At 59.9% G+C, this 26,099-nt stretch carries 19 protein-coding genes; 4 read left to right on the forward strand and 15 right to left on the reverse strand.

What is annotated here, in order from left to right; translation table 11 throughout:
• Window positions 1-44: 44 nt before the first annotated feature.
• From ACP15V_RS03165 to ACP15V_RS03175, 3 genes are all read right to left on the reverse strand, one after another.
• Window positions 45-968, reverse strand: coding sequence for a histone deacetylase family protein (locus tag ACP15V_RS03165; protein ID WP_424942228.1), 924 nt, complete (start codon window positions 966-968; stop codon window positions 45-47).
• A 50-nt stretch (window positions 969-1,018) separates the two neighbouring features.
• Window positions 1,019-3,712, reverse strand: a complete 2,694-nt coding sequence (locus tag ACP15V_RS03170) for a bifunctional acetate--CoA ligase family protein/GNAT family N-acetyltransferase (RefSeq protein WP_424942229.1) — start codon at window positions 3,710-3,712, stop codon at window positions 1,019-1,021.
• A gap of 125 nt (window positions 3,713-3,837) precedes the next feature.
• Window positions 3,838-6,285 carry a heavy metal translocating P-type ATPase gene (locus ACP15V_RS03175; protein WP_424942230.1) on the reverse strand — a complete coding sequence of 816 codons (2,448 nt, stop codon included), beginning with the start codon at window positions 6,283-6,285 and terminating at the stop codon, window positions 3,838-3,840.
• A 140-nt stretch (window positions 6,286-6,425) separates the two neighbouring features.
• Here ACP15V_RS03175 and ACP15V_RS03180 point away from each other — a divergent pair, with 140 nt between their 5' ends.
• The gene (locus tag ACP15V_RS03180; protein ID WP_424942231.1) at window positions 6,426-6,620 is read left to right on the forward strand and encodes a heavy-metal-associated domain-containing protein; all 195 of its coding nucleotides are present in this window, start codon (window positions 6,426-6,428) and stop codon (window positions 6,618-6,620) included.
• A 194-nt stretch (window positions 6,621-6,814) separates the two neighbouring features.
• On the opposite strand, the gene oppF is transcribed toward ACP15V_RS03180, so the two are convergent.
• The 5 genes from oppF to ACP15V_RS03205 form a co-directional block, all read right to left on the reverse strand.
• Complete coding sequence (gene oppF / locus ACP15V_RS03185) at window positions 6,815-7,801, reverse strand: murein tripeptide/oligopeptide ABC transporter ATP binding protein OppF (protein ID WP_424942715.1); 987 nt, start codon at window positions 7,799-7,801, stop codon at window positions 6,815-6,817.
• A 5-nt stretch (window positions 7,802-7,806) separates the two neighbouring features.
• Window positions 7,807-8,781: an oligopeptide/dipeptide ABC transporter ATP-binding protein gene (locus tag ACP15V_RS03190; RefSeq protein WP_424942232.1), complete on the reverse strand. Its 975-nt coding sequence runs from the start codon at window positions 8,779-8,781 to the stop codon at window positions 7,807-7,809.
• 12 nt (window positions 8,782-8,793) lie between these two features.
• Window positions 8,794-9,738: an ABC transporter permease subunit gene (locus ACP15V_RS03195; protein ID WP_424942233.1), complete on the reverse strand. Its 945-nt coding sequence runs from the start codon at window positions 9,736-9,738 to the stop codon at window positions 8,794-8,796.
• A gap of 10 nt (window positions 9,739-9,748) precedes the next feature.
• Window positions 9,749-10,672: an oligopeptide ABC transporter permease OppB gene (oppB, locus tag ACP15V_RS03200; protein ID WP_424942234.1), complete on the reverse strand. Its 924-nt coding sequence runs from the start codon at window positions 10,670-10,672 to the stop codon at window positions 9,749-9,751.
• 275 nt (window positions 10,673-10,947) lie between these two features.
• Window positions 10,948-12,573, reverse strand: a complete 1,626-nt coding sequence (locus ACP15V_RS03205; RefSeq protein WP_424942235.1) for a peptide ABC transporter substrate-binding protein — start codon at window positions 12,571-12,573, stop codon at window positions 10,948-10,950.
• Window positions 12,574-13,110: 537 nt separating this feature from the next.
• Between ACP15V_RS03205 and deoC the strand changes: the two genes are divergently transcribed.
• Window positions 13,111-14,028: a deoxyribose-phosphate aldolase gene (deoC, locus tag ACP15V_RS03210; RefSeq protein ID WP_424942236.1), complete on the forward strand. Its 918-nt coding sequence runs from the start codon at window positions 13,111-13,113 to the stop codon at window positions 14,026-14,028.
• A gap of 4 nt (window positions 14,029-14,032) precedes the next feature.
• Window positions 14,033-16,378 (forward strand): aldehyde dehydrogenase family protein, encoded by a 2,346-nt coding sequence (locus ACP15V_RS03215; RefSeq protein WP_424942237.1) that lies wholly within the window; start codon window positions 14,033-14,035, stop codon window positions 16,376-16,378.
• 69 nt (window positions 16,379-16,447) lie between these two features.
• Here ACP15V_RS03215 and ACP15V_RS03220 read toward each other — a convergent pair whose 3' ends face one another.
• From ACP15V_RS03220 to ACP15V_RS03250, 7 genes are all read right to left on the reverse strand, one after another.
• A complete protein-coding gene (locus tag ACP15V_RS03220; protein ID WP_424942238.1) occupies window positions 16,448-17,116 on the reverse strand; it encodes a DUF1523 family protein in 669 nt (222 codons plus the stop codon).
• Window positions 17,117-17,126: 10 nt separating this feature from the next.
• Window positions 17,127-17,423 (reverse strand): hypothetical protein, encoded by a 297-nt coding sequence (locus ACP15V_RS03225; protein ID WP_424942239.1) that lies wholly within the window; start codon window positions 17,421-17,423, stop codon window positions 17,127-17,129.
• Window positions 17,423-18,847: a DUF6638 family protein gene (locus ACP15V_RS03230; protein ID WP_424942240.1), complete on the reverse strand. Its 1,425-nt coding sequence runs from the start codon at window positions 18,845-18,847 to the stop codon at window positions 17,423-17,425. Before ACP15V_RS03230 ends, ACP15V_RS03225 begins: the two co-directional genes overlap by 1 nt.
• Window positions 18,844-19,689: a hypothetical protein gene (locus ACP15V_RS03235; RefSeq protein ID WP_424942241.1), complete on the reverse strand. Its 846-nt coding sequence runs from the start codon at window positions 19,687-19,689 to the stop codon at window positions 18,844-18,846. The genes ACP15V_RS03230 and ACP15V_RS03235 overlap by 4 nt, the downstream gene beginning before the upstream one ends.
• 178 nt (window positions 19,690-19,867) lie before the next feature.
• Window positions 19,868-21,805: an ATP-binding protein gene (locus ACP15V_RS03240; RefSeq protein ID WP_424942242.1), complete on the reverse strand. Its 1,938-nt coding sequence runs from the start codon at window positions 21,803-21,805 to the stop codon at window positions 19,868-19,870.
• A 90-nt stretch (window positions 21,806-21,895) separates the two neighbouring features.
• Entirely contained in the window at window positions 21,896-23,065 is a 1,170-nt protein-coding gene (locus ACP15V_RS03245) for a hypothetical protein (RefSeq protein ID WP_424942243.1), read from the reverse strand.
• Between the two features lie 413 nt (window positions 23,066-23,478).
• Window positions 23,479-24,555, reverse strand: coding sequence for a hypothetical protein (locus ACP15V_RS03250; RefSeq protein WP_424942244.1), 1,077 nt, complete (start codon window positions 24,553-24,555; stop codon window positions 23,479-23,481).
• A gap of 221 nt (window positions 24,556-24,776) precedes the next feature.
• Between ACP15V_RS03250 and ACP15V_RS03255 the strand changes: the two genes are divergently transcribed.
• Window positions 24,777-26,060, forward strand: coding sequence for an acetylornithine deacetylase/succinyl-diaminopimelate desuccinylase family protein (locus ACP15V_RS03255; RefSeq protein ID WP_424942245.1), 1,284 nt, complete (start codon window positions 24,777-24,779; stop codon window positions 26,058-26,060).
• Window positions 26,061-26,099 lie beyond the last annotated feature (39 nt).

Below are 26,099 nucleotides of genomic sequence, written 5' to 3' on the forward strand. Positions count from 1 at the left end.
GTTGTCCTTCTGTTCAAGGCCCGTGAAGGCCGGTCAAATGCGCTTTACCCCAACAGCACATTCAAATGTTTGATCACGGATCGCGCCAGCACGTCGGGTTCATACCCCCCTTCGAGCATCGACAGGATCCGCCCCTCCGCATGGGTGTCCGCGACGTGTTTGAGCTTATGCGTGACCCATTCGTAATCGGCATCCACCAGGTTCACCGATGACATGTCATCTGCGGTATGGGCGTCGAACCCCGCCGAAATCAGCACCATTTGCGGCTTGAAGTCATTAAGGTGCGGCAACCAGTGATCGCTCACGGCCTCGCGAAACTCTTCGCTGCCCGCGCCTGCGGACAGGGGAATATCGACGAGGTTGTCGGTTTCCTTCTCATGGCCCGTAAAGGGATAAAACGGGTGCTGGAAGCTGGAGCAAAACAGAACGCGCGGCTCGTCCTTGAAGATCTCTTCGGTGCCATTGCCGTGGTGCACGTCGAAATCAATGATCGCGACACGCTCCAACCCATGCGCCTCGAGCGCGTGGGCGGCGGCGACCGCGATATTGTTAAAGAGGCAAAATCCCATCGCCTCGGCCCGTTCGGCATGATGCCCCGGCGGGCGCACGGCGCAGAAGATCGGGTTGGCTTCGCCCGACATGATCAGGTCGACCCCCATCACACCCGACCCGGCGGCGCGTTCCGCGGCCTTGAGCGTCCCCGGGCTCATCACCGTATCGCCATCCACCTCGATCGACTGCATCCCCTCCCCCGGTGCAATCGCATAGACGCGATCAAGATATTCAGCCGCATGGACCCGTTCCAATTGTTCCCGCGTCACCAGCGGCGCGTCGCGATGGCGGATCACGTAATCCAGCCCTGACATGATCAGCTGGTTCATGATCGCATCCAGCCGCTCTTTTGTTTCCGGGTGCAACGCCCCCGCGTCATGATCCCGGCATTCCGGGTGTGAAATCATTGACAGCATATGTCCTCCCTACCTCTCTATCCCTCTTGTCCCTACCGTTTGCCGTGCCTTCACAGCCACCGCTCCACGATCACCAATTCGCGGTCATCGGGGTCGGGGCGCTGGGTAAAGCCCAGCTCTTTCATCAGGCGCAGCATTGGCGCGTTCTTTTTCAGAACCGAACCTTCGATCACCTCCAGACCATGCTGTTCCTGGGCCGCGTGAAACAGGCCTTTCATCAGCTTGGTGCCCAGCCCCTGGTGCTGGATCCGGTCCGACACCACGATGGCAAATTCGCAGGATTTTTCGTCCGGGTTGATCACGTAGCGCGCCACGCCAACCTGCACCTCTTGCCCGTCCAATTCGGCCATCGCCACCAGCGCCATTTCGCGGCGATAATCGAGCTGGGTAAACTGCATCAGCATCTCGGGCGACAGTTCATTGACCTGCCCCATGAACCGCATCAGCCGCGCCTCTTCCGATAGGTTGCGGGTGAATTCCTGCACATGATCCGCGTCATCGGTACGGATCGGGCGGATGGTCAGCGGCGTGCCGTCCGACAGGTAGGTGGTGCGCATCAGGTGGCGAGGATAGGGATGGATCGCCATGTGGTCATAGAGGCCATCATCGGCCGGCGGGCGGGCCACTTCGATCCGCGCATCCACGGCAATCACCCCCTCGGGGCCGGCCATCAACGGGTTGATATCAAGCGACATAACCTCGGGCAGTTCGCTGACAATCTTCGAGACACGTTTCAGCACATCGACCACGGCGGCGCGATCTGCGGGCGCATAATCGCGAAACTTTTCCAACGCCTTTGACACCTTGGTGCGGTTGATCAGGCGGTTCGCCACGACCGAGTTGATCGGTGGCAGCGCCACGGCGCTGTCGCGCATCACCTCAACCATCGTGCCGCCTGCGCCAAAGAGGATGGTGGGTCCAAAGACCGGATCCCGGCTGGCGCCAATCACCAGCTCGCGGGTCTGTTTCAGCCGCGCCATGGGTTCGACCGTGACGCCGTGAATGGTTGCCTCGGGCAGCGCGCGTTTGGCATTGGCGACGATTTCATGAAAGGCGCGCTTCACGCTGGTGGCGTGGGCGATGTTGATCTTTACCCCGCCGACATCGGATTTGTGGCTCACGTCGGGCGAGTTGATTTTCATCGCGACCGGAAAGCCCACGGTTTCGGCAGCCACAAGGGCCGCGCGCGGGTCGGCGGCCTCGATCGTCATGTTCACCGGCACGTGGAACGCGCGCAGCAGCGCCTTGCTTTCGGTGTCCGACAACATGGTGCGTTTCTCGGCCAGGGCGCCTTCGATAATCATCCGCGCGCCGTCGTAATCAGGCTGTGCTTCGGGCGGCAGGGCGCGGGGCATTTCCAACGCCAGCTTGCGATTGCGGTGATGTTTCGCGAGATAACTGAACCCTTCGACCGCGCGTTCCGGGGTCTGGAAGTCCGGCACGGCGTTTTCGCTGAGCAGGCGGCGGGCCTCCATGACCGAGCTTTCGCCCATCCAGCACGCGAGAACCGGTTTCTTGCGACGTTTCGGCAGCGCATCAATCACCGCGCGTGCCACGGCGGTCGCGTCGGTCATCGCCTGCGGGGTGAGCAGCACCAGAACACCGTCATTGTCCGGGTCATTCACCGCCGCCTTCACCGCCATCGCGTAGGCATCCGGCGTGGCGTCGCCCAGAATATCAACCGGGTTGGCGTGGCTCCAGAAGGGCGGCAATTCCTTGTCGAGCGCGGCTTTGGTCTTGTCTGACAAGGGGGGCAGCTCCAGCCCCAGATCCGCTGCGCGGTCAGCCGCCAACACCCCGGCCCCGCCGCCATTGGTGACGATGCACAACCGCTTGCCGCTCGCCTTCTTGGTGGTGGCGAGGATCTCGGCCGCGGCAAAAAGCTGTCCCAGCGTATCAGCCCGCACCGCGCCCACCCGTTCAATCGCCGCATCAAACACGGCGTCCGATCCGATCAGCGCGCCGGTGTGGGTGTGCGCGGCTTCGGCGCTGGCCACGTGGCGGCCAGATTTCACCACGATCACCGGTTTCATCCGTGCCGCATGACGCAGGGCTGACAGAAAGCCGGGCGCATCGCGCACCCCTTCCACATACAGCAGGATCGCATCGGTTTTGGGGTCTGTGGCCAGAAACTCCACCACATCCCCGAAATCCACATTGATCGAATTGCCCAGCGAGACCATGGCGGAAAAGCCGGAATGATGCGGCCCGGCCCAGTCGGCGATGGCCGAGAGGAGCGCGCCCGATTGTGACACCAGGGCCAGACGCCCTTTCGGGGCCTGCGTGCGCAGGAAAGACGCGTTCAGCCCCAGCCACGGGCGGGTCAGCCCCACACAATTTGGCCCCATGAACCGGATGCCATATTTGCGCGCGGCGGCAAGGGCCTCAGCCTCCAGCCGTTTGCCGCGGGTCTCATCCGCCGCCCCTTCGCCAAAGCCCGCCGACAGGACAATCGCCTGTTTGATCCCGGCCTCGCCCAGGTCGCGCAGGATGCCGGGCACCACGCGGGCCGGTGTGGCGATCACGGCAAGGTCCACCCCGTCGGGCAGGTCGCTTGCGTGTTTGAAACAGGGGGTTGTGCCCAGCGTGTCATGCTTGGGGTTCACCGGATAGATCGCGCCTTCAAATCCCCCGTCCACAAGGTTCGCATAGGTCAGCGCACCGACAGAGCTTGAGGTCACGCTGGCGCCAAAAAGCGCAACGGAGCGCGGGTTGAACAGGCCGAAAAGCGGGTGGGCGTCCATGAGGGTCTCCTTGATCGACGCAGCTGAAAACTGCGCCGATAGTTGCCAACATGAACGTGATACCGCGGTGACAGGTTTCTGCTTTGATGTCTATCAACCGAAAAGCGTTTCCCCGGTTTTTTGGATCAAATCAGCGGCTTCACAAACCGCAGCCGCAGCGCGTTTGTCAGTACCATGACCGAACTGGCCGCCATCGCAAAAGCCCCCAGCATCGGCGACAGAAGCACACCCCAGAGCGGGTAGAGCAGCCCGGCCGCCACCGGGATCAGGATCACGTTATATCCAAACGCCCAGATCAGGTTCTGGCGGATGTTGGCCATGGTGCGGCGGCTGAGTTCAAACGCGTTGGCCACGCCCGACAGGCTGTCTGACGCCAACACCACATCCGCCGCCTCGATCGCCACATCGGTGCCGGTTCCGATGGCCAGCCCCACATCGGCTTCGGCCAGCGCGGGGGCGTCATTGATGCCGTCGCCCACAAAGGCCACCGCGCCATGGGTCGCGCGCAGGTCTTTGAGGGCGTCCACTTTGCCGCCAGGCAGGACACCCGCCACCACAATGTCAATATCAAGCTGGTCCGCAATCGCCGCCGCCGTGGCCGGATCATCCCCGGTAATCATCGCCAATTGCTTACCCTGAGCATGCAGGGCTTTCAGCGCGGATTTGGTATCCGGTTTGATCGGGTCCGAGACGCCCAGAAGCGCCACCATCTGCCCTTCGATCGCGGCGAAAAACACCCCATGGCCTTTCGCGCGCAGGGGATCTGCCTGATCGACCAGATCGGTCAGCTCCACGCCTTCGCGGGCCATGAACGTCTGCGATCCCACCAGCACGGTCTGACCGTCGACCTCGCCGCGCGCGCCCATGCCAATCACGGCCTCGAACCCGGTGACCTTGGCGGGCGTGATCCCCCGCGTATCCACCCCGCGCAGGATGGATTGCGCCAGCGGGTGTTCGCTTTCGGCCTCGACGGCGGCCACCTTGGCCAACACGTCGGCCTCGTTCTGGCCGTCGGTCAACAGCACCTCGGTCAGCTCCGGCCGGCCAGCGGTCAGTGTGCCGGTCTTGTCAAAGGCCACCACTTTGGCGTCCTGCAGGGTTTGCAGGGCATCGCCCCGGCGAAACAGCGCCCCCAATTGCGCGGCGCGTCCCGTGCCCACCATGATCGAGGTCGGCGTGGCCAGCCCCATCGCGCAGGGACAAGCGATGATCAGCACCGAGACGCCCGCCACCAGCGCAAGGCCAAGCGCCGGGCTGGGACCGATCAACAGCCATGTCAGCACGGTCAGCGCGGCGATGCCCATCACCACGGGCACAAACACGGCAGTTACCTTATCGACCAGCGCTTGAATGGGCAGCTTCGCGCCCTGCGCGTCTTCGACCATGCGGATGATCTGGGCCAGCATGGTGTCGGGCCCGGTATGGGTCACGCGGACGCGCAACACGCCCGCCCCATTGACAGTTCCGCCGACAACCGCGTCCCCGGGCGCTTTTGCCACCGGGTCCGGTTCGCCGGTGATCATCGCCTCGTCCACATGCGATGTGCCGTCGACCACCTCGCCATCCAGCGGGATCCGGCCACCGGGTTTGACCAGAAGAACTTCGCCCGTGACCACCTGCGCAATTGGGCGGGTGACGGGTTTGCCATTGGTTTCCACCACGGCCTCATTGGGTTGCAGGGCCACCAGAGCCCGGATCGCTTCGCCCGTGCGGCCCTTGGCGCGGGCTTCCAGGACGCGGCCCAGAAGGATCAGCACGACAATCACCGCCGCCGCTTCGAAATAGACATTTGCCGTGCCTGCGGGCAGCAAGCCGGGGGTCAGCGTGGCAATGACCGAATAGAGATAGGCCGCCAAGGTGCCCAATGCCACGAGCGCGTTCATGTCAGGCGCACCGCGCAAAAGTGCCGGGATGCCCTTGGTGAAGAACAGCCTGCCGGGGCCAAACAGCACCAGCGTGGTCAGCACCAGCTGGATCATCTGGCTGACACGGACGCCGATATTGGCCGCCACCCAATGGTGAAAGGCTGGGAAAAGATGCCCCCCCATTTCCAGAACAAAGACCGGAAGGGTGAGCAGCGCGGCCAGAAGGGCGGCGCGGGCCAATCGGCGGGCGTCATCCTCTTTCGTGTCCTTGCGCGGCGCATCTTCGCTGCGCGGGCGGGTGGGGAAGCCTGCCTTGGTGGGTTTTGCTGCCATTTCATCGGGCGTCACGGCACCGGGCAGATAGGTGACAAAGGCGCGTTCGGCTGCCAGGTTCACACGTGCCTCCAGCACGCCTGGGAGTGCGGCCAGCATCCGTTCGACCCGCCCAACACAAGCGGCACAGGACATGGCCTCGACGTCCAGAACCGCCGTGGCCCGGCGCGCCGGGTAGCCGGCCTGATCCAGTGCTTTGGCAAGCGCATTGGTGTTGGCGGGGGATGAGAACGCGACACGCGCGGTTTCCGTGGCAAGGTTGACCGTAGCGTCAGATACACCCTCGACTCCTGCCAGCGCCTTTTCCGCCCGTCCCACGCAAGAGGCGCAGGACAGGTTTTCAATCTCAAGCGACAGGTGTTTCAGCGCGGCCATTTTGGGGGTTCCTTTCGGCGCAAAGCGATGCTTCACATAAGGGCGCGATGTGACAAAAGGTCAAGGGGAAGCGGGGTCTGCTCCTTGCCATCCAACGCATAAGATTGTCACGCTTGCCGCAGCGCCTGAAGGAGAAAAACATGACCACATTCAACGTCCCTGACATGAGCTGCGGCCATTGCAAGGCGTCTATCACCGAAGCCCTCGACGCGGCGGGCGACGGGGTTGAGCTGAGCTTTGATATGGAGGCGCGGAAAGTGTCTGTGTCCGGGCTTGAGGCAGATCAGGTGATTGAGCTTCTAGATGAGATCGGGTTCCCCGCGTCTGTAGCGTGAGGGATCTCCGGGGGGCCTCAGCTGACGCTTCGGCCCGCTTATGGTGGCTCACGTTGTGAGCCTGTCAGGGGCGTTGCCCCTCGCGCGCAAGCTCGCTCACCCCAGGATATTTTCGACCAGAAAATGAAGAGCTGGCGTCGAATGAAAAAGGCCCCGACCGAATTGGTGGGGCCTTTCGAGTTAATGTTTCTTGCTCAAATCACGTGGCAGGCCACTTGCTGTCCGTTTCCGCGATCTGTGAGACGCGGTTTTTCCTGGCCGCAGATCTCTTTGGCGAGCGGGCAACGGGTGCGGAACACGCAGCCCGAGGGCGGGTTCAGCGGTGAGGGCAGATCGGCATCGAGGATGGTGACTTCCTTTGACGCCTCGGCCTTCGGGTCCGGGATTGGCACGGCCGAAATCAGCGCCTTGGTATAGGGGTGGCCGGGCGCGCGATAGAGCTGATTGGCCTCACTGATTTCCATCACATTGCCGAGATAGAGCACCATCACGCGGGTCGAGATGTGTTTCACCACGCTGAGGTCATGCGCGATGAAGATCAGCGACAGGCCCATCTCTTTTTGCAGATCCATCAGGAGGTTAATCACCTGCGCCTGGATCGACACATCGAGCGCGGAAACCGGTTCGTCACAGATGATCATCCGCGGTTTTACCACCAGCGCGCGGGCGATACCGATGCGCTGACATTGCCCGCCCGAGAACTCGTGCGGGTAGCGGTTGATCATGTTGGGCAGGATGCCGACGCGATCAAGCACTTCGCGCACACGCTGTTTGACCTCGGATCCGGACAGGTCCGGGAAGTGGGTTTTCAGCGGTTCCGCCACGATCTGACCGATGGTCATGCGTGGGTTCAGGGAGGCCAGCGGATCCTGGAAGATCATCTGCATCTCTTTGCGGCGTTTGTTCATGTCCCGCCGCGACATGGTCAGCAGGTCATCGCCCAGCCACAGAACGGTCCCGGCCTCGGCGGGCACCATGCGCATGATGGCCCGCGCCAGCGTGGATTTGCCACAGCCGCTTTCGCCCACAATGCCCAGGGTTTCGCCCGGCATCAGGTCAAAATCCACCCCATCCACGGCCTTGAGCGTATCAGACGGCGTCCAGGGCATGGCCCCGTCGCGCTTGATCGAGAACCAGACTTTCAGGTCACGCACGGTCAGGAGCGGGTCTTTGGCGTTCATATCCTTCATGCCAGTTCCTCCAGCGTTTTCAGGCAGGCGCGGCGGCGCACCTTGCGGCCCGCCACACCATCCAGGGTCGGGCGGGTGGTCGAACAGCGGTCATCGGCAAAATCGCAACGTGGCGAGAAGGGGCACCCTTTAGGCATGTTCATCATGTTGGGCGGGCTGCCCGGAATGGTGGCCAGTTGCGCGCTTTCCACATCCAGGCGTGGCACCGCCTTCAAAAGGCCCATCGTGTAGGGGTGGGTTGGCATCTCAAACAGGCCCTCGGTGGTGCCATATTCCATCTGCTGCCCGCCATACATGACCAGCGTTTCCTTACAGGATCCGGCGACAACCCCGAGGTCGTGGGTGATCAGGATGATCGCCATGTTAAAGTCGCGCTGCAGATCTGACAGCAGATCCATGATCTGTGCCTGCACCGTCACATCCAGCGCGGTGGTGGGTTCATCCGCCACCAACACGTCGGGTTTGCACAGAAGCGACATGGCGATCATCACCCGCTGGCGCATCCCGCCCGAAAACTCGTGCGGATACATGGTGATGCGCTTTTTCGCCTCGGGGATGCGCACAGCATCCAGCATTTCGACCGCGCGTTTGATCGCGTCTGATTTCGACAGGCCATGGTGATGGGTCAGCACTTCGGCCATTTGGTCAGAGACCCGTAGGAACGGGTTTAGACAGGTCATCGGATCCTGGAAGATCATGGCGATCTTTTCTGCCCGGATCTTGTTGAGTTTTGGAATGGGCAGGTTCAGGATTTCCTGTCCATCCAGTTTGACCGAGCCAGTTGCCCGGCCATTTTGTGCAAGCAATCCCATGATCGCGAAAACGGTCTGGGACTTGCCCGAGCCACTTTCGCCCACCACGCCAAGGGTTTCCCCCTTATTGAGGTCAAAGCTGATCCCGTCCACCGCGGTGACGGTGCCATCGGGGGTGTCGAACTGGACCCGCAGGTCACGTACTTCTAGTAGTGTCATATCGCGGCCCCCTTAGCGATCTTTCGGGTCCAGCGCATCGCGCAGACCGTCACCGATGAAGAAGAAACAGAAGATGGTGATCACGAAGAAGGACAGCGGGAAACCGAGTTGCCACAACGTGCCGTAGTTCATGCTTTTCACCCCTTCCGAGATCAGCGCACCCCAGCTTGTCAGCGGTTCTTGCACGCCAAGGCCAAGGAACGAAATGAAGCTTTCGGTCAGGATCATCTGCGGCACCAGCAGCGTGGCATAGACCACCACCACGCCCAGAAGGTTGGGCACGATATGGCGGAAAATGATCTGCCAGGTGGGCACGCCGATGGCCACGGCAGCCTCGACAAATTCCCGGTTCTTGATCGAGAGGGTCTGGCCGCGCACGATCCGGCTCATGTCGAGCCAGGCGGTCAGGCCGATGCCGACAAAGATCATGGTGATCGAGCGACCGGCAACAACCAAGAGCAGGATTAGCACGAACATGTAGGGGATCGACATGAAGATATCGACGAGGCGCATCATGATGCTGTCGGTGCGTCCGCCAATGAACCCGGCGGTGGCGCCGTAAATTGTGCCGACAATCACCGCCACAAGGGCGCCAACGACCCCCACGGCCAGCGAGATGCGCGAACCTTGCACCACGCGGTTATAGAGGTCACGACCGTTTTCATCAAAGCCGAAGAAGTGGCCGTTTTCGATCGAAGGCCGTCCGGCCTCTTTCACATTCCCCAGCACGTCCCAATCGATGGTTTCAATATCGAACTGGCTGAAGGAATGGCCGAAGACCGAAAACAGGAACACCAAAAGCAGCACAAGGACCGAGGTCATCGCGGCCTTGTTGGCCATGAAGCGGCGGCGCGCATCGGTCCAGGGCGAGCGGCCCTGCACGTCTTCTTGCGCCATGCGGTCGGCCATTTCTGCGGTTTTGGCTTGCGTAAAGGGTTGAACGAGCTTGTCTGTCATGTCTCGATCCTCACAACCGGATTTTCGGGTCGATCCAGGCGTACAGGATGTCGACCACCATATTGAACAGGATCGTCATAGACCCCAGAAGGATCGTCAGCCCCATCATCACCGCATAGTCGCGGTTGAAGGCCGAATTGACGTAGAAATAACCAATGCCGCCGGTCCCGAAGATCGCATCAATGATGAAGGACCCGGTGACCATGCCCACAAAGGCCGGCCCGAGATAGGAAATCACCGGCAGAAGCGCGGGTTTCAGCGCGTGACGGAAAATGATCGTACGATCCGGCAGGCCCTTGGCGCGGGCGGTACGGATGAAGTTCGATCGCAGCACCTCGAGCATGGACGAACGAGTCAGACGGGCAATCGACGCCATGTAAGAGGTCGACAGCGCAATCACCGGCATGATGATGTTTTCCCATTGGCCGCCATTCCAGCCACCCCCGGGCAACCAGCCCAGCCACAGCGTGAAGATCAGAATGAGGATCGGCGCCATCACGAAGTTCGGCAGCACCTGCGCGCCGATGGTCACGCCCACGGCGAAATAATCCAGCCAGCTGTTTTGCCGAATGGCCGCCGCCATGCCCAGAATGCCGCCCACAATGATCGCCAGCACAAACGAGATCACCCCATAGGTCAGCGTGACCGGGAAGCCCTGCGCGATGATGTCATTGACCGACCGGTCCTTGTATTTATAGCTCGGGCCAAAGTCGAACTGGGTCACGATGCCCACGACATAATCCCAAAGCTGTTTGTATATCGGTTGATCGAGCCCGTATTTGGCCTCGATATTGGCGAGCACCTGCGCGGGCAAGGGTCGTTCAGACGTGAACGGGCCACCCGGCGCGGTCTGCATCAGCCAGAAACTTGCGATCAAGAGAATGATCAGTGTTGGGATCGCGACGGCGACCCTGCGTAAGATGAAGTTGAACATCTTGTCCCCATGTAACAGTGGCGCACGACGTGCCTTGATGAAGGTCAAGCGCGGCCCAAACTGTCCCCAATTGTGAACGAAACGGCGCTGCCACACCGATACACCCACCAGAAATTTGCGGAAATTCCGCCATCTGACCCTATGATACCCCATGAATTGCTGGGATGTCGCGCGTCAGATCGCGGGCATTTGTCAGATTCTCAAGGATTGTTCAAGCTCTGATCCGCAAAGGGAGGGGGCACCGCAACCGCGATGCCCCCGTTTCGGTCAGAGGGTTACTCGGCCACCTTGTAAAGGTCTTTCGAGTACCAGTTCTGTTCCACGTTCTTCACCGGCCAGCTGCCAATGAGGTCCGGTTTGATCATGAAGCTGCCGGCATAGTGGTAGATCGGAATGATCGGCATGTCGGCGGCAATGATCTCCTCAACCTTGGTGTAGTTCGGTTGCGGGTTGTCCATGGTCTTGGCGTCTTTCAACAGGCCATCAACCATGTCGTTTGCGTATTTGGCGTCGTTGTAACCCGAGCCCGACTGAACCAGATCCAGGAAGGTCGAGGCTTCGTTATAGTCACCACACCAACCGGCACGCGCGATCTCATAGTTCTGCTCACCACGGGTGTTCAGGAAGGTCTTCCATTCCTGGTTTTCCAGGGTCACGTTCACGCCCAGCGCCTGTTTCCACATCTGCGACACGGCGATGGCCACTTTCTTGTGGGCCTCGGAGGTGTTGTAGATCAGGGTGATGTCCAGCGGGTTCGACTTGTCATACCCGGCTTCGGCCATCAGGGCGGCGGCCTTTTCGTTACGCTCGGCCTGGGTCCAGCCCGAGTAATCCACCGACGGCACTTCGAAGTTCGCAGTGGCAGCCGGAGTGAAGGTATAGGCCGGGGTCTGGCCGCCCTGCAGCACCTTGTCGACGATGATGTCGCGGTTGATCGCGTAAGACAGGGCCTGACGCACACGCACATCTTTCAGGAATTCCGGCGCGTTATCCGACACGTTCACAGTGTAGTAATACGAGCACAGACGCGGGAAGGCGGTGGCCTCGTCCGGGTTCGACTGCGACAGGGCCGGATATTGACCTGCCGGGATCTCGGTCCGGTCAAGTTCGCCCGCCTGATACCGGGTCAGGGCCACGTTTTCATCGTTGATCACCAGGGCAACGGTCTTGTCGATGATGGTGTTTTCATTGTCCCAATACATCTCGTTGCGCTCGCGCACCGACCGTTCGTTGGGCACGTGTTCGGTCAGCTTATAAGCGCCGTTCACCACGATGTTTTCCGGCTTGATCCAGTCGGCCCCATGTTCGTCAATCGCCCATTTCGGGGTCGGGAAGGTCGAGGTGTGGGTGGTGGTCAGCGCGAAATACGGCAGCGAGCTTTCCAGGGTCACTTCCAGCGTGTGGTCGTCGATGGCTTTCACACCCAGATCGGTCACCGGTGCGTCGCCTGCCATAACAGCCGAGGCGTTCTTGATGTTCATCACTTCCATGTACCACTGGTACTCGGACGCGGTTGCCGGATCGGCCAGACGCTGCCAGGCGTAGACGAAATCGCCCGCGGTCACAGGTTTGCCGTCAGACCACTTTGCGTTGTCGCGCAGCTTGAAGGTGTAGACAGTTTTGTCGTCATTGGTGGTGTGGCTTTCCGCAACACCCGGCACCAGGTTGCCATCCTTGTCCTGATTGTACAGACCTTCGAACAGGTCGCGCACAATTTCGGAACCCGTCACGTCTTCCACGATCTGCGGGTCGACCGAAGTGTGTTCATCCAGCACGCGATAGGTGAAGGTCTGCTCGTCGGCCAGTTTTTCGCCGGTCACCGGGTGGGTGCCAGCAGCAAGGGCCGGGCTGGCAAGCGCAAAGGCCGAGCCCAGTAGGGCAGCTTTGATCGTGAAGGTCATTTAGGGTCTCCCATTATCAGTTTCACTTGCGCACCCATCGGAAGATGTATCCGGGCTCCGGTCCTGCGGAACAACTCCCCAAACATCTCAACCGATCCGAGACTCAGTCTCAGGATGGTACGCAGATGGGGCATCCTAAGCGGACAATGTTATCGGAAACAACTCTTTCCCGCAGGGCAGGCACTCCGTCGCTCTGTTCGATCACAACGCGCGCATTGCACCATGATCCAGGTCAAATTCACGGAGCATTTCGCGAAAATGACTGCAGCAACCGGATGATTATTTTACCATCTGGTAAATCTTGCCATTTCTAATCGCCCATGCCACCCTTGCACGGCAAAAAAATCGACACGGTTTTTCTGCCCTGATTGACCAGACCAACCACAGGACAAATCACAGACAGATCACGCAAAGGGATCAACCGTGCTTAGTGAACAACGACACGACCAAAAACAGGGACACAGCGTGTCTCAGGGTCAGGCGCCAGCTCAGCTGCCCCAAATCGCCGACATTCGAAATCCCGGGATCCCCCTGGACATGGACTGGGTGCGTGCCGCCCAGGCCAACACATCGGCCATTGAACGACGCTGCGCCACCTTGCCCGGTCGACGTTCGGTGAAGAAAACCCATCAGGCCGCGTGGCTTTTGAAGGCGATCAGCATGATCGACCTGACCACGCTGTCGGGCGATGACACCCCCGGTCGCGTGCGCCGGTTGGTGGCAAAAGCCGTGCAACCGGTGCGCCCGGACCTGCTGCAAGCCCTTGATATGGAAGGGCTGACCACCGGGGCCGTCTGTGTCTATCATGACATGATCGAACCGGCCGTCGCGACGCTTGACCAATTGGGCGTCACCCTGCCCGTGGCCGCCGTGTCCACCGGCTTTCCGGCGGGCCTGTCGCCCTTTCACCTGCGGCTGGAAGAGATCCGCGAAAGCGTGAAGGCGGGCGCAACCGAGATCGACATCGTGATCTCGCGCCGCCATGTGCTAACCGGCGATTGGCAGGCGCTCTATGACGAAATGAAGGCCTTCCGCGAGGCCTGTGGCGACGCGCATGTCAAAGCCATCCTGGCAACCGGCGAGCTCGGCTCTTTGCGCAATGTCGCCCGCGCGTCGCTTGTCTGCATGATGGCGGGGGCCGATTTCATCAAGACCTCAACCGGCAAGGAAAGCGTGAACGCCACCCTGCCCGTGTCGCTGGTGATGATTCGCGCCATTCGTGACTATTTCGAGACGACCGGATACCGCGTGGGCTACAAACCTGCGGGCGGGATTTCCAAGGCCAAGGACGCGATCACCTATCTGGCTCTGATCAAGGAAGAGCTGGGCGATGATTGGCTCACCCCGCACCTGTTCCGCTTTGGCGCATCTTCCCTTCTGGGTGACATCGAACGCCAGCTTGAACACCATCTGACCGGCCACTACTCCGCCGGATACCGTCATCCGATTGGATAAGATCATGACCGTGAAAGAAATTTTCGACACCATGGACTACGGCACCGCGCCGGAAAGCGCCAAGGAAGCCCAAGCCTGGATCGCCGATAACGCACCCTTTGGCCTTTACATCAACGGCAAAATGAGTGCCGCAGGTGACACGTTTGCCGCCAGGAACCCCGCCAATGGCGAGGACCTGGCGCAGATCACGCAGGCCTCTGCCGATGATGTGGACGCCGCCGTGCGCGCCGCGCGCAAGGCCCAGGGCAAATGGGCTGGCCTGCCCGGCCATGCCCGCGCCAAATACCTTTATGCGCTGGCCCGTCTGGTGCAGAAACATTCCCGCCTGTTTGCCGTGTTGGAAACGCTCGACAATGGCAAACCGATCCGCGAAAGCCGCGATGTCGATATCCCCCTCGTCGCGCGCCACTTTTATTACCACGCGGGCATGGCGCAGCTGCAGGATGCCGAACTGCCGGATCGCGAGGCCCTTGGCGTTTGTGGCCAGATCATCCCGTGGAACTTCCCGCTGTTGATGCTCGCGTGGAAGGTCGCGCCTGCGATTGCCATGGGCAACACCGTGGTGCTGAAACCCGCCGAATACACCTCGCTGACCGCGCTTTTGTTCGCGCAAATCTGTGACGAGGCGGGTCTGCCCAAGGGCGTCGTGAACATTGTGACCGGCGACGGGCGCGTGGGCGAGGCGATCACCAGCCACGACGATATCGACAAGATCGCCTTTACCGGATCCACCGAGGTGGGCCGCTTGATCCGCCGCGCCACGGCAGGCACCGGCAAATCTCTGACACTCGAACTGGGTGGCAAGTCCCCCTACATCGTGTTTGACGACGCGGATATCGACAGTGCCGTCGAAGGGCTGGTCGATGCGATCTGGTTCAACCAGGGTCAGGTCTGCTGTGCGGGCTCGCGCCTGTTGGTGCAGGAAGGCATCGCAGATCGGTTTTACAAGAAGCTGAAGGCCCGCATGGCGAAACTGCGCGTGGGCGACCCGATGGACAAATCGATCGACGTGGGAGCGGTGGTCGATCCGGTGCAACTCAATACCGTGACCACTCTGGTTGAAGCGGGTAAACACCAAGGCGAGATTTATCAGGCGCCCTGCGATCTGCCCGCCAATGGTTGTTTCTACCCGCCCACGCTGATCACCGGCATGTCGCCCGCCGCGACACTGATGCAGGAAGAGATCTTCGGCCCGGTTCTGGTCGCCACCACCTTCCGCACCCCTGCTGAGGCTGTGGAGGTGGCAAACAACACCCGCTATGGGCTGGCCGCCACCCTTTGGACCGAGAACGTGAACCTCGCGCTGGACATCGCACCGAAACTGGTGGCCGGTGTGGTCTGGGTCAATGGCACCAACATGTTCGACGCGGCCGCCGGGTTTGGCGGGGTACGCGAAAGCGGCTTTGGCCGCGAAGGCGGTTGGGAAGGGCTGATGGCCTACACCAAGCCGAAGGGCGAGGCGAAACCGCTGAAACCCATCGCCGCCGTGCCCGCGCCCAAAGACGCCAAGGTAGACGCGCTGGATCGCACCGCGAAATTCTATGTCGGCGGCAAACAGGCCCGCCCGGATGGCGGATATTCGCAAGCGGTCTGGTCGCCGAAAGGCGCGCTTTTGGGCCATGTGGGCATCGCCAACCGCAAGGATGTGCGCAACGCGGTCGAGGCCGCCCATGCCGCCAAGGGCTGGGCCAGTGCGACCGCCCATCTGCGCGCACAGATCCTGTATTATATCGGCGAAAACCTCTCGGCCCGCGCGGATGAATTTGCGGCCCGTATTGACGCCATGATGGGCGGAAAATCCGGCGGAAAAGAAGTGGAGGTCGCGGTCAGCCGCCTCTTCACCTATGCCGCCTGGGCCGACAAATACGATGGGGCCGCGAAACCCGTGCCGATGCGTGGCGTCGCGCTGGCCATGCACGAACCGGCGGGTGTGATCGGCGGGTTTTGCCCGGATGAAGCACCGCTTCTGGGCCTCGTCTCGCTGATGGCGCCCGCCATTGCGATGGGCAACCGCGTGGTTCTGGTCGCATCCGAACCCTATCCGCTCGCCGCCACCGATTTCTATCAGGTGCTGGACACATCCGACCTGCCGGCCGGCGTGGTGAACATCCTGACCGGACCCCACGCCGACCTCGCAGCGCCGATGGCGGGTCACCTGAATCTGGATGCCGTCTGGGCCCAGTCGGGCGCGGACATCTCGGCCATCGTCGAGACAGAAAGCGCGGGCAATCTGAAGCGGACCTGGGTCAACAATGCCCGCGCCCGCGATTGGATGGGGGCCGAGGGCAAAGAGTTTCTCGCCCATGCGACCGAGGTGAAAACCGTCTGGGTGCCCTACGGCGAGGGCTGATCTGCAACGCTAAACCAGAAACAAAAAAAGCCCCGCTGACTGCGGGGCTTTTCATTTCCAGAGACGGGTTTACTTCCCCCCGAACCAGCGGCGGAACCGCCCGCGCGCCTGATCGGCGCGATCGTCAATCAGGTCCCATGTCTCGGACGCATCCTCCAGTGCCGGGTCAATTGACCGCTGCCGAAACTGCCGCCACAGCGCGCGCAGAAACAGCCAGCCAAGGATCAGGAAGGTGAAGAAGAAGATATTGAACCATGGGATGATCGTCACATCCGGGCCGCTGACCGGGCGAATTTTCACCGCGTTCGGAAAGGCAGAAAACAGCTCGTTGCGCCAGCCGTAATGGGTGATCACCGCCCATTTCGGGTTCTCCGGGGTCGAACGCAGATCGTCCACCTGGGTCTGCAACGTGGCGGTGTCAAATTTCAGGTAAGGCGGCCAGGACCAACCGGTGTCCTCGTTCCGGTATACCATCACGCCCTCGGCATCCCGCCGCCAGAACCCCAGCAGGAAGGTCTTTTTGCGCACGGTCTGAATGAACTGCACATCGCGGTTGATCAGCCCGGTCGACTGATCATCGGGTTTGGCCCAGAACATGCGGGTCCAGTCATCCAGATCCTGCCGTTCCTGATAGGTGTTCACCACCCGCACCACATCATGCTGCGGCAGCGTGTAATGCGCCCAAAGCCCCAGCACGATCAGCAGAAAGATCTTGAGTGTTCGTTTCACCATTTGCATCAAAAAAACCTCAATTCGTGTTGCGCACAAGCAGTGCGACGATGACCACAAGGGTCGGGATAACATAAACAAGCCCGATCAGTTTGGGCCGGAACGACGCGTGATAGGCCTTCATCCCGGCGTCCAGATAGGCCTGACGCACCGGGTTGTCCTCGTCATTGACACCATCAGGGGCGTCCTCGGGGTGCGCCTCGGCCCATTCGTTTTCCAGCCGTTCCAACCGGACCGACCGAGAATAGACCGAGATGATCCAGTACAGCACGGTCAGGCCCAGATAGCCGAAAATGACCAGTCGCAGAAATGCCATTACCTTCTCCTTCCCCCACCGCGCGTGGATCGCCCTGACACGCTGCCCCAGGGGCCAACCACGTCGATCAGATCTTCCCGGACCTTATCACGCGCGGATCTCTGCTGCGCCCACGGGTTGCGCGCCGCAGGTGTTGTGCGCTCCGGGATCGGGTCCTGGGTGCCGCCAAACAGCCGTTCGCGCGCGCCAGCCTTGTTTGCCATATAATCACGATGCAGGAACTCTGCCACAAACGCGCGTTTTTCATCAGGCCATGTGGCATATGCGTCATAAAAGGCCTGTTTGTGACAGATGAACAGCTGGCGCACATCCATCGGTGCAAGCTCTGCCAGAAGCTGGTTGATCAGGTCGCGATCCGGGTGATCGGGCCGTGCGCGCAGCGTGTAGAAATAGGACGGGTGGCGGCTGTCGATGCGCGGCCACCTGCCCCCGGCTTCGGCCCAGCGCACCATGGCCGCAAGCCCCCGGAACGCCTCGGGCAGGCGATCGCCCAGATGGGTTGCCACGCGCCGCAGCGCCCGGTCAGACATGTCGCCCAGATCGACCCCGGCGCTGGTCGCCGCATCCACCAGCATGAACTGCATTTTCTGCCGCAGGATCCGCGCGCCATCCACACCGCGTGCCTTAATCACCGGCTCCACCAGATCGTTTTTCTTCAGGAAAGACGCGATACCATTCACATCGCCCAGGTCATAGACCCGGTCAAATGGCGCGCCCTTGAGCAAGCCCCGGTCGCCCGCCGTGATGATCGCGGGGGTTTGCGCATCGCGAAACACGTAGACGCCGCCAAAATGGCTGGTCCAGAAATTGCCCTGCTCGTACGTGGGCGCGCCCAGATCCACCGGCACGCGGGTCACGTCACCGGTTTCGCGGGCCAGGTCAATCATCTCGTCAATCAGCTGATCATCATACCAAGCACCCTCGGCGGTCTGAAAATGATCAATCTTTTCCGCAAGCTTGCGCGCGTTGGCCACATGACTTTGCGTCGTATCCGCATTGATCCGGATCTTACGGATCGCCAGCACGTCACGCATGTCATCCACCGCATAGACCGAGTTCTCCAACTCGCCCGCAACCGCATCATGGGCGGTGAGCGCAAAAAGCTTCGCCTCGTTTTCCGCCATGAACTGTTTCAGAATGCCCCGTGAGGTGGAGAAAGACGCGTTCAAAAGCGGCGCCTTTTTCTGGTCGACGGTGAGGATGATAAACTGCCGATTGCAGCCCCCGGGGTTGAGGTAGGCGTCATCTTGGAATTCCTCGCCCACCTCCGGTGAAAACCCGGAAATGTCGATGTGAAACTCGGTCAGATCGGTGGTTTTGCCCGTGAGCTTCAAAAGCGCCCGATTGTACCGCGCAATCAACGCCGGACTGTCCACCCGGATCAGATTGCCAAACATCAGACCGCGTTTAATGAGGCGTTTCATTGCGAGACTTTCCTGAAAGCAACAAGTTTATCACGCAAATGACTAGCTCCGATCCTTCTAAGCCGATGACATTCAGCTCGAGAAAGCCGTTCTTTTAGTTTCTCAAGTTCTTGAAGGTCTTCCTCAAGATAATAAAAGCCGTGATAGGCTCGATCAATGTTTAGACCGGTGGGTTGCTTAGGAAACTGGAGATTGATGTCTTCATCGACAAAAAGTTCCAATCGAGAAGCAAATTCTTTGATCACACCTTCATCGTCCAAGGAGGTGATGTCGCGATATCTCTCATCCAAATAGCCTTCAGGAACTTTATAGACGTCTTCCTCATCAGAATTTCCCATCCACAACCAAAAACTGTACAAATACTGACTCCTAAAAACTGGGCTAGCATCCGTGTAACGCCTGATGGTTTTCCCAATTAGCTTGATCAGCTCATCCAGTTCTTCTTTTGCTGCAAGCTCATTTCTTTGCTTTTGCTCATCCTCAAAGATCTCTCTTTGCTTTTCGAGGACTTTGACTTGCTCTGCCTGAGCATCTGCCATCTTCTCAAATTCCAGACGCTGCTCCCTCAGCTCCTGTCCTTGCAAGACCACGGTCGCAATCAACCAGACAAAAGCAAGCGCCCCGGCAAACCCCGCGAGCGTATCCCCCACTTCATTTGGCGAAGCGGCGAGGAAAGCGGACCACTTGGTGCCGGAACAACTGCGATTGCCCCAGAAGTCAAAGCCACACACTTCCTGAGACCCAGCCCAAATGCCAAATGTTGCTACCAAACCTGTTGCCAAGATCGCCCAAGCAATTGGGTTCTTCCAAAGCGCACGTCTTGTTTTCGTTTCTTGACTCACGTTCGCACCAAACGACAAAGGTTCACGCCCGACCCCGAGGGCGGTTCAAATCTTGGCGACCGAGCCGATAGGCCCGCTACGCCGCTTCCGCAGGCATCCACAGAGTTTTCACGCCCGCCCTGGGGGGCGGGGTCGGGCGTGAACCGGGTCTGCGCCCCGGTGGGACAGCGCAAAATGCTCACCCTTTCCCCTCCAAATACCGCCGCTTCGCCTCTTCTTGGCGACCAAAGTCGCGCACCATATTTTCAATCGCCACCTCGTCCGATTTATCGGCGTAGCGGAACTCGCTGTCGGCGTAGCGGTTGATCTCCTGTATCACCATCTCCACGGTGATCGGCACCCGCAACTCGGCAATCATTGCTTTCTTCTCATCGTAGGATTTGAACAGGAACAGATCGGGGCTTTCCATCCACTCATCCGGCAGTTCAAAATCCATCGCGCGCACCTTCACCGCGTCGGTGATGTTCTTGATCGCGCGCCCGGTGAACCGCGGGTCAGCTTCCTGAATGGCCTTAAGATAGGTGCCCATCTTGGCAATGGTGTCCAACTCACCGATTTGCGCCTGTACCCGGTCAAACACGTTCAAAAGCGCCGCTTCTTTCGGGCGGCTATGCGCCTCGAAACTCGCCGCCACCGCGCGCTTGATTTCCTGCGCTGCAAAGGCCTCATGGTCCCCCAGCGGGATCGCGTGGTTCTTGCCCATCAGAAGGTTGAGGATGTCGACATAATCCTCGCGCGTTTGCGGCCCATCAACCAAAAACCGCGCCCCCGCCCGTTGGCGCAGCGCGTCGTCGACATTCTCGGGATAGTTCGAAAACATACCAAAGGTGCAATTGCCGCGCACCACGGTATTGGCCCCCGCAAAGGCCTCCATAAAGACCGCGGTGACCTCCTGCTGGCCTGCGCTCGATTGCCGGTCGCCACGCTTGCCCGCGATCTGGTCGATGTCATCGATTGTACCAAAGCCAATCACCTGCGGGTCGAGCACGTTTTGGATAAATGCCTTGGCGTTTTGCCCTGATTTGCCCTGATAGCTGTCGATATTATCGATGCCGAAATTCTGGTAGCGGAACGGATAGCCCACCACCTGACAATAGTCATTCACCAGCCCGGCCATCATCTGGATCAGAGTGGTTTTCCCGGTCCCCGGTGCGCCATCGCCCATGAAGGTGAAGATGAACCCGCCCAGTTCCGCAAAGGGGTTCAGCTTGCGCTCAAAATCATAAGCCATCAGCATTTTGCTGAGCTTCATCGCCTGATATTTCGCGATGTGGTTGCCCACCACCTCGTTCGGTTTCTTAAACGCCATGGTGAGCTTACTGCCCTTGGCCGCACGCGCAGGCGTGAAGCCGGAAATGGTCAGATCATCCGCCTCAACCCGGTAATTCACCCCGGTGAACGCGGCCAGATGCCCGGCGTTTTGCGCCCGCAACGCGACCTTCTCCATCAGTTGTTCGGCAAAGGCCAGGACGGTGGCGACCAGCTTTTCATCACTGTCCGCAAACACCGCCAGATCCTGATCCAGCTCCCACAGGGCACCATTCAAGGCCAGCGGCGCATTATCCGTCAGCACCTCATCCACCGTGCCCACCTCGACCGCCACCTCACTGCTGTGCGGAGCCAGCAAAAACGCGGTGGCATTGGCGAAGACATGTAGCACAGCAAGGCTTTCCGCGGCCAAAAGCTCGGCAAACGCCGCCTTCTTGTCCGCCCCCAACGCGCCCTGCAAATTGGCCCGCTTCAACCCGGCAAGCTCCGTCGCCTCGGCAAAGCCTTCCCCCACCGCCAGAGCAATCGCAATCGCCCGGCGCAAAACATACAACACCGTCGCCTGTTTGGGGGACACCAGTGGGTCGTCCCCGTCCGCGCCTTCGATCCGCGCCACCAGATGCACCCCTTCGGGCCGCGCCGTCGACCGCGTCACCAGACCGGGCGTGGTCGAGCGGAACCGCCGCCGCGTGCCAATCCCGCTGGATCGCTCCGGCGCTGATGACACCTCTTTCGGCTTGGCAATGCGCGGCGTGTGATCAAACCCATCCAAGAGCCCCGCCGCCGCGCCATAATGCGCCCGGACTTCCTCTTCGCGAAGCTCCATCAAATCAGCTGGCATCGACATTATTCACTCTCCCAAACCAGAGGTCACACCTCTTTTCCTCTTGCTACAAATACCTCAGGGGGTTTGGGGGACAGCGTCCCCCAGCCAACCTCACCGGTAACTCAACACCTGCCCCCCGGGGCGCACCACAAATTTCCGCACGTCCCGGAACCCCGGCGGGTTCTTCTCCGCCAGCACCTGAAAGGGCCGTTCCGGCAGGATAATCGACCGCTCCATCCGGGTCGCCCCAAGGTCCGCCCCGCGCCCGGCAAAGGGGTCAAGCTGAAACACCTCGCGTTCCACCGTGCCAAACCAGCCCGACCGCTCTTCCTTCACCTCGCGGCTTTCGAGCTCTTCCAACGTCCAGGCCAGCGCCCAGTCTTCACCGGCGGGCGATTTCGCCTCCTGAAGCACCTCGCGCAGCGGCCCGGTCTGTTGGGTGAAGGTGTGGCTGTACATCGGGCCAATGTGAAAGCGGCGCAGGCGTTTCGGGTGAAGATTGTCAAAGTCGCGGTCAAACCCAGTGGCAATGGTCACCAGCTTCAGCCCCGCCATCGATTGTGCCATCAGATGTGCCTGCACCTGCGGCCAGCGTTCGTCATCTTTCGGCAGCGCATATCTGCCGGTGTCTTCGACCTCCATCAGATAGATCGTCGGCAGGTTCACCTCGCTGTCATAAACCGCCCAATGCATCAGGTAATGGCGCCGTGTGTGCCGACCCTCGCCTTCATTGCGGCGCCAGATCACATCCGGGTGCATCTGCGGCCAGAAAAGATCGCCCTTGACCAGTTCTTCATAATAGAGCCGCTGTGACAGGCTGTATTGCAGTTTCACCGGCTTGCTCAGCTCGCCAACAATCTGGCTCACCATCTCGCTTTTGAGCTTGTCCGTAGACGGCATCCCGGCCAGATGCGCACCCGCCTGCGCCGCATCTGCCGCCATCTGCAAAAGCTCCGCCGCCACCGGAAACCCGCTTTCGCGCCGATCAAAGGTCAGCGTCTGCGCGGTCAGCCCATAGGCCCCGCCCGAGAAATGATACTTGTTTGCCAGCGTCTTAAAGGTGAAGCCCAGCTTGACGAGGTATTCTGCCAAGACCTGAACCTCATCCCGGCCCATCCGCCCCTCAGCCTCCATCTGGCCCGCCACACGGGCAAGATGGCCGGTGATGGCATCAAACTTGGCAAAGTAACGCCGGGTGATCGCCGTGTCGGTCAGTTCCGCATGGTCACGCGGCGCAAACCCCGCGCTGGCCTGTTCGGTGGGTTTGATATCGTCAGTCACGGATCACCTTTGCGTTTGATACCACCAACTTGCTTCGAATTTTATGCGCAAATGATCCTTCCCCACCACTCAGCATCCAAGTTGTATCACTAAGCAAACCTTGATGTATGGCGTCCCTTAAACGCTTGAGATGAGGCAACGGCGCCAAGCAAGTAACCACGAGGATATAGTGCCAGAATATCCAAATACATATTGGGAACCAGATCGTGAACATTAACCAAAACGAAAATGCTGTTCCAACGGGCATAACAACCACGGAATAGAATAGAAGCCCTATCAGTTCCCAATTTATTGCAGTCTCGCTAACAAAGCTGACACTGACTAAAACTGCGGAAACAAGAAAGAACAGTACAAGCAACGACAAAAGCGCCAAGAAGAGTACTCGCCAAGTCGCATTTGTCTGCACTTTGCGCTTATTGCCCATACGCGTTTTTGTCATGTTTCTCGACAATCGCCGCAAAGCGCCGGGCAAAGCGTTCGTCCGCCTTGGCCTTGGCCTCAAGCACCTCGCGGGCAAAGACCATCTGGTCTTCGTGGGCTTCCATCATGTCGGCCATACGCTGGTTGGTGGCCGTGCCAATCGCCGCCATCGCGGCCTGCGCTTCCTTGTCGGTCTCAACGCCAATTTCGTTGATCCGATGCGCGACGTCCTGCTGCTGCGCGGTTTTCAGCGATTTCGTCAGCGCATCGTAAAGCACCACCCGTTGCTTGGTGTCGGTCTGCAGCTTGTTGATCAGCACCATCTGCGTCGCTGCCTGGTTTTGCAGTGAATCGACCCAGGTTTTTCCCTTCTCGATATAGCGCTCCAGCGTCTGCGACTTCGCCACCTTCACCTGCTCGTCCTGAACCAAAGCGTTGTATTGCTTGTTCAAATCAGCGAGTTCCGTTTCCAGAGCGGTCCGTGCTGCGGCGTCGGTCTCATTGGCAATCTTGCCTTCAAGCTCGATAATCTTCGGATCCATGCCCAGGATTTCCGCGCGCACAGTTTCCAGCTCACCCACCGTAAACTCGCGCTCATCCAGCGTCTCGGTCAGATTGCCTTCCACCTTCTCCTTCTGCTCGTTCAGAACGTTCAGCTGCCCTTCCAGAAGGCGCACAATGGTGTCGGACTGGCCAATCAGCTCTTGCAACTTGTCATCAATGGATGCCGAGCGCAGACGTTCCTGTCGCATCGCTTCAGACCGGCCTTTGGCAAAGATCCCGATAAAGCCTTCCCAAGCGGTCTTTGATCTAAGCTGTTCAAATTCCGAACTAAATCCAGCGGTCACATCGTCCAGCCCCATGATCAGCTCGGCAATATTTGCGTTCATCGCCTCGGTATGGGCATGCACATCATCCAGCGTCGCGTTCTCGATATCAATCGATACATCCTCGCCCGATTTCATCTTGGCGCGTGCGGTTTCAATCCGCGTGGTCAGTTCGGAAATCTTCGATTGCGCCTCGGCCACCTGGGCCTGACTTTCGCGAAGCTGCGTTTCAAATTTGGACATGTGCCCTCCCGTAAATCTTTCCTGTCAGTCGCCTCATTTGAAATCCCGTGAAGCGAAAGTTAATCGGCATAACATTCAGTTGGGTCGAGTGTAGCGCGATTTCAAGATCGAACCTAGGCAAATTGCTCCGCTTCGGGTGGAAAATCACAAGAATACAATGCAGTGCCGTCCGACCGGAAGAGAGCATTGCCCGCGGGCCCATTCCCCCCTAACGTCTTGCCATGACCAACCCTGCCGACACCCCGCTTCTGACGGAAATCGCCGCCCGCCGGGACGGACTGATTTCGCTCACTCAGGACCTGATCCGCATCCCCACCCTGAACCCGCCGGGGCGGGATTATCGTATGATTTGCAGTTACTTGGCCGAACGCCTGGGCAAGCGCGGCTTTAAGGTCGACATGATCCGCGCCGAGGGCACACCGGGAGATTGCAGCGACTATCCCCGCTGGAATGTGATTGCCCGACATGAAGGGACTGCGCCCGGGGATTGCGTGCATTTCAACTCGCATCACGACGTGGTTGAGGTGGGCCATGGCTGGACCAAAGACCCGTTTGGGGGGGAGCTGGAAGACGGGCGAATTTATGGCCGTGGGGCCTGTGATATGAAGGGCGGATTGGCGGCGTCGATCATCGCGGCAGAGGTGTTTGTTGACCTTTACCCGGATCACAAGGGCACCGTCGAAATCTCGGCCACGGCGGATGAGGAAAGCGGCGGCTATGGCGGCGTGGCGTATTTGGCCGAGAAAGGGTATTTCGACCCGGATCGGGTGCAGCATGTGATCATCCCCGAACCCCTGAACAAAGACCGGATCTGCCTTGGCCATCGCGGCGTCTGGTGGGCTGAGATTGAAACCAAGGGGCGCATCGCCCATGGCTCCATGCCCTTCCTCGGTGACAGTGCGATCCGCCATATGGGGGCAGTGCTGGAAGAGATGGAACGCCACCTCTTCCCGCTTCTCGCCAGCAAACACACCCAGATGCCGGTGGTGCCGGAAGGGGCGAAGCAATCCACGCTCAACATCAACTCGATCCATGGTGGCGAACCGGAGCAAGACGCGGATTTCACTGGTTTTCCAGTGCCTTGCGTGGCCGACCGCTGCCGCATCGTGATCGACCGCCGCTTCCTGATCGAAGAAGACATTAGTGAGGTGAAAGCCGAAATTCACCGCATGCTCGCCAAGATCAAAGCGGAACGCCCCGATTTTGACTATGAGGTCACCGACCTGCATGAGGTGATCCCAACAATGACCGACCAGGACGCGCCGGTGGTCAGATCCACCGCCGCCGCGATCGAAAAAGTGCTGGGCGCAAGGCCCTCATACGTGGTCAGCCCGGGCACATACGACCAGAAACATATCGACCGGATCGGGCGGCTGAAAAACTGCATCGCCTATGGGCCAGGGATCCTCGATCTGGCGCACCAGCCAGACGAATGGGTGGGGGTGGATGACATGGTGGACAGCACAGGCGTCATGGCGCTGGTGCTGGCAGAACTGCTGCTGTGAAAGTTTAAAGTTTTCACCCACAGAAAATCGAAAGTTTAA

The organism is Aliiroseovarius crassostreae, assembly GCF_049803815.1.
Classification (GTDB): Bacteria; Pseudomonadota; Alphaproteobacteria; order Rhodobacterales; family Rhodobacteraceae; genus Aliiroseovarius; species Aliiroseovarius crassostreae_A.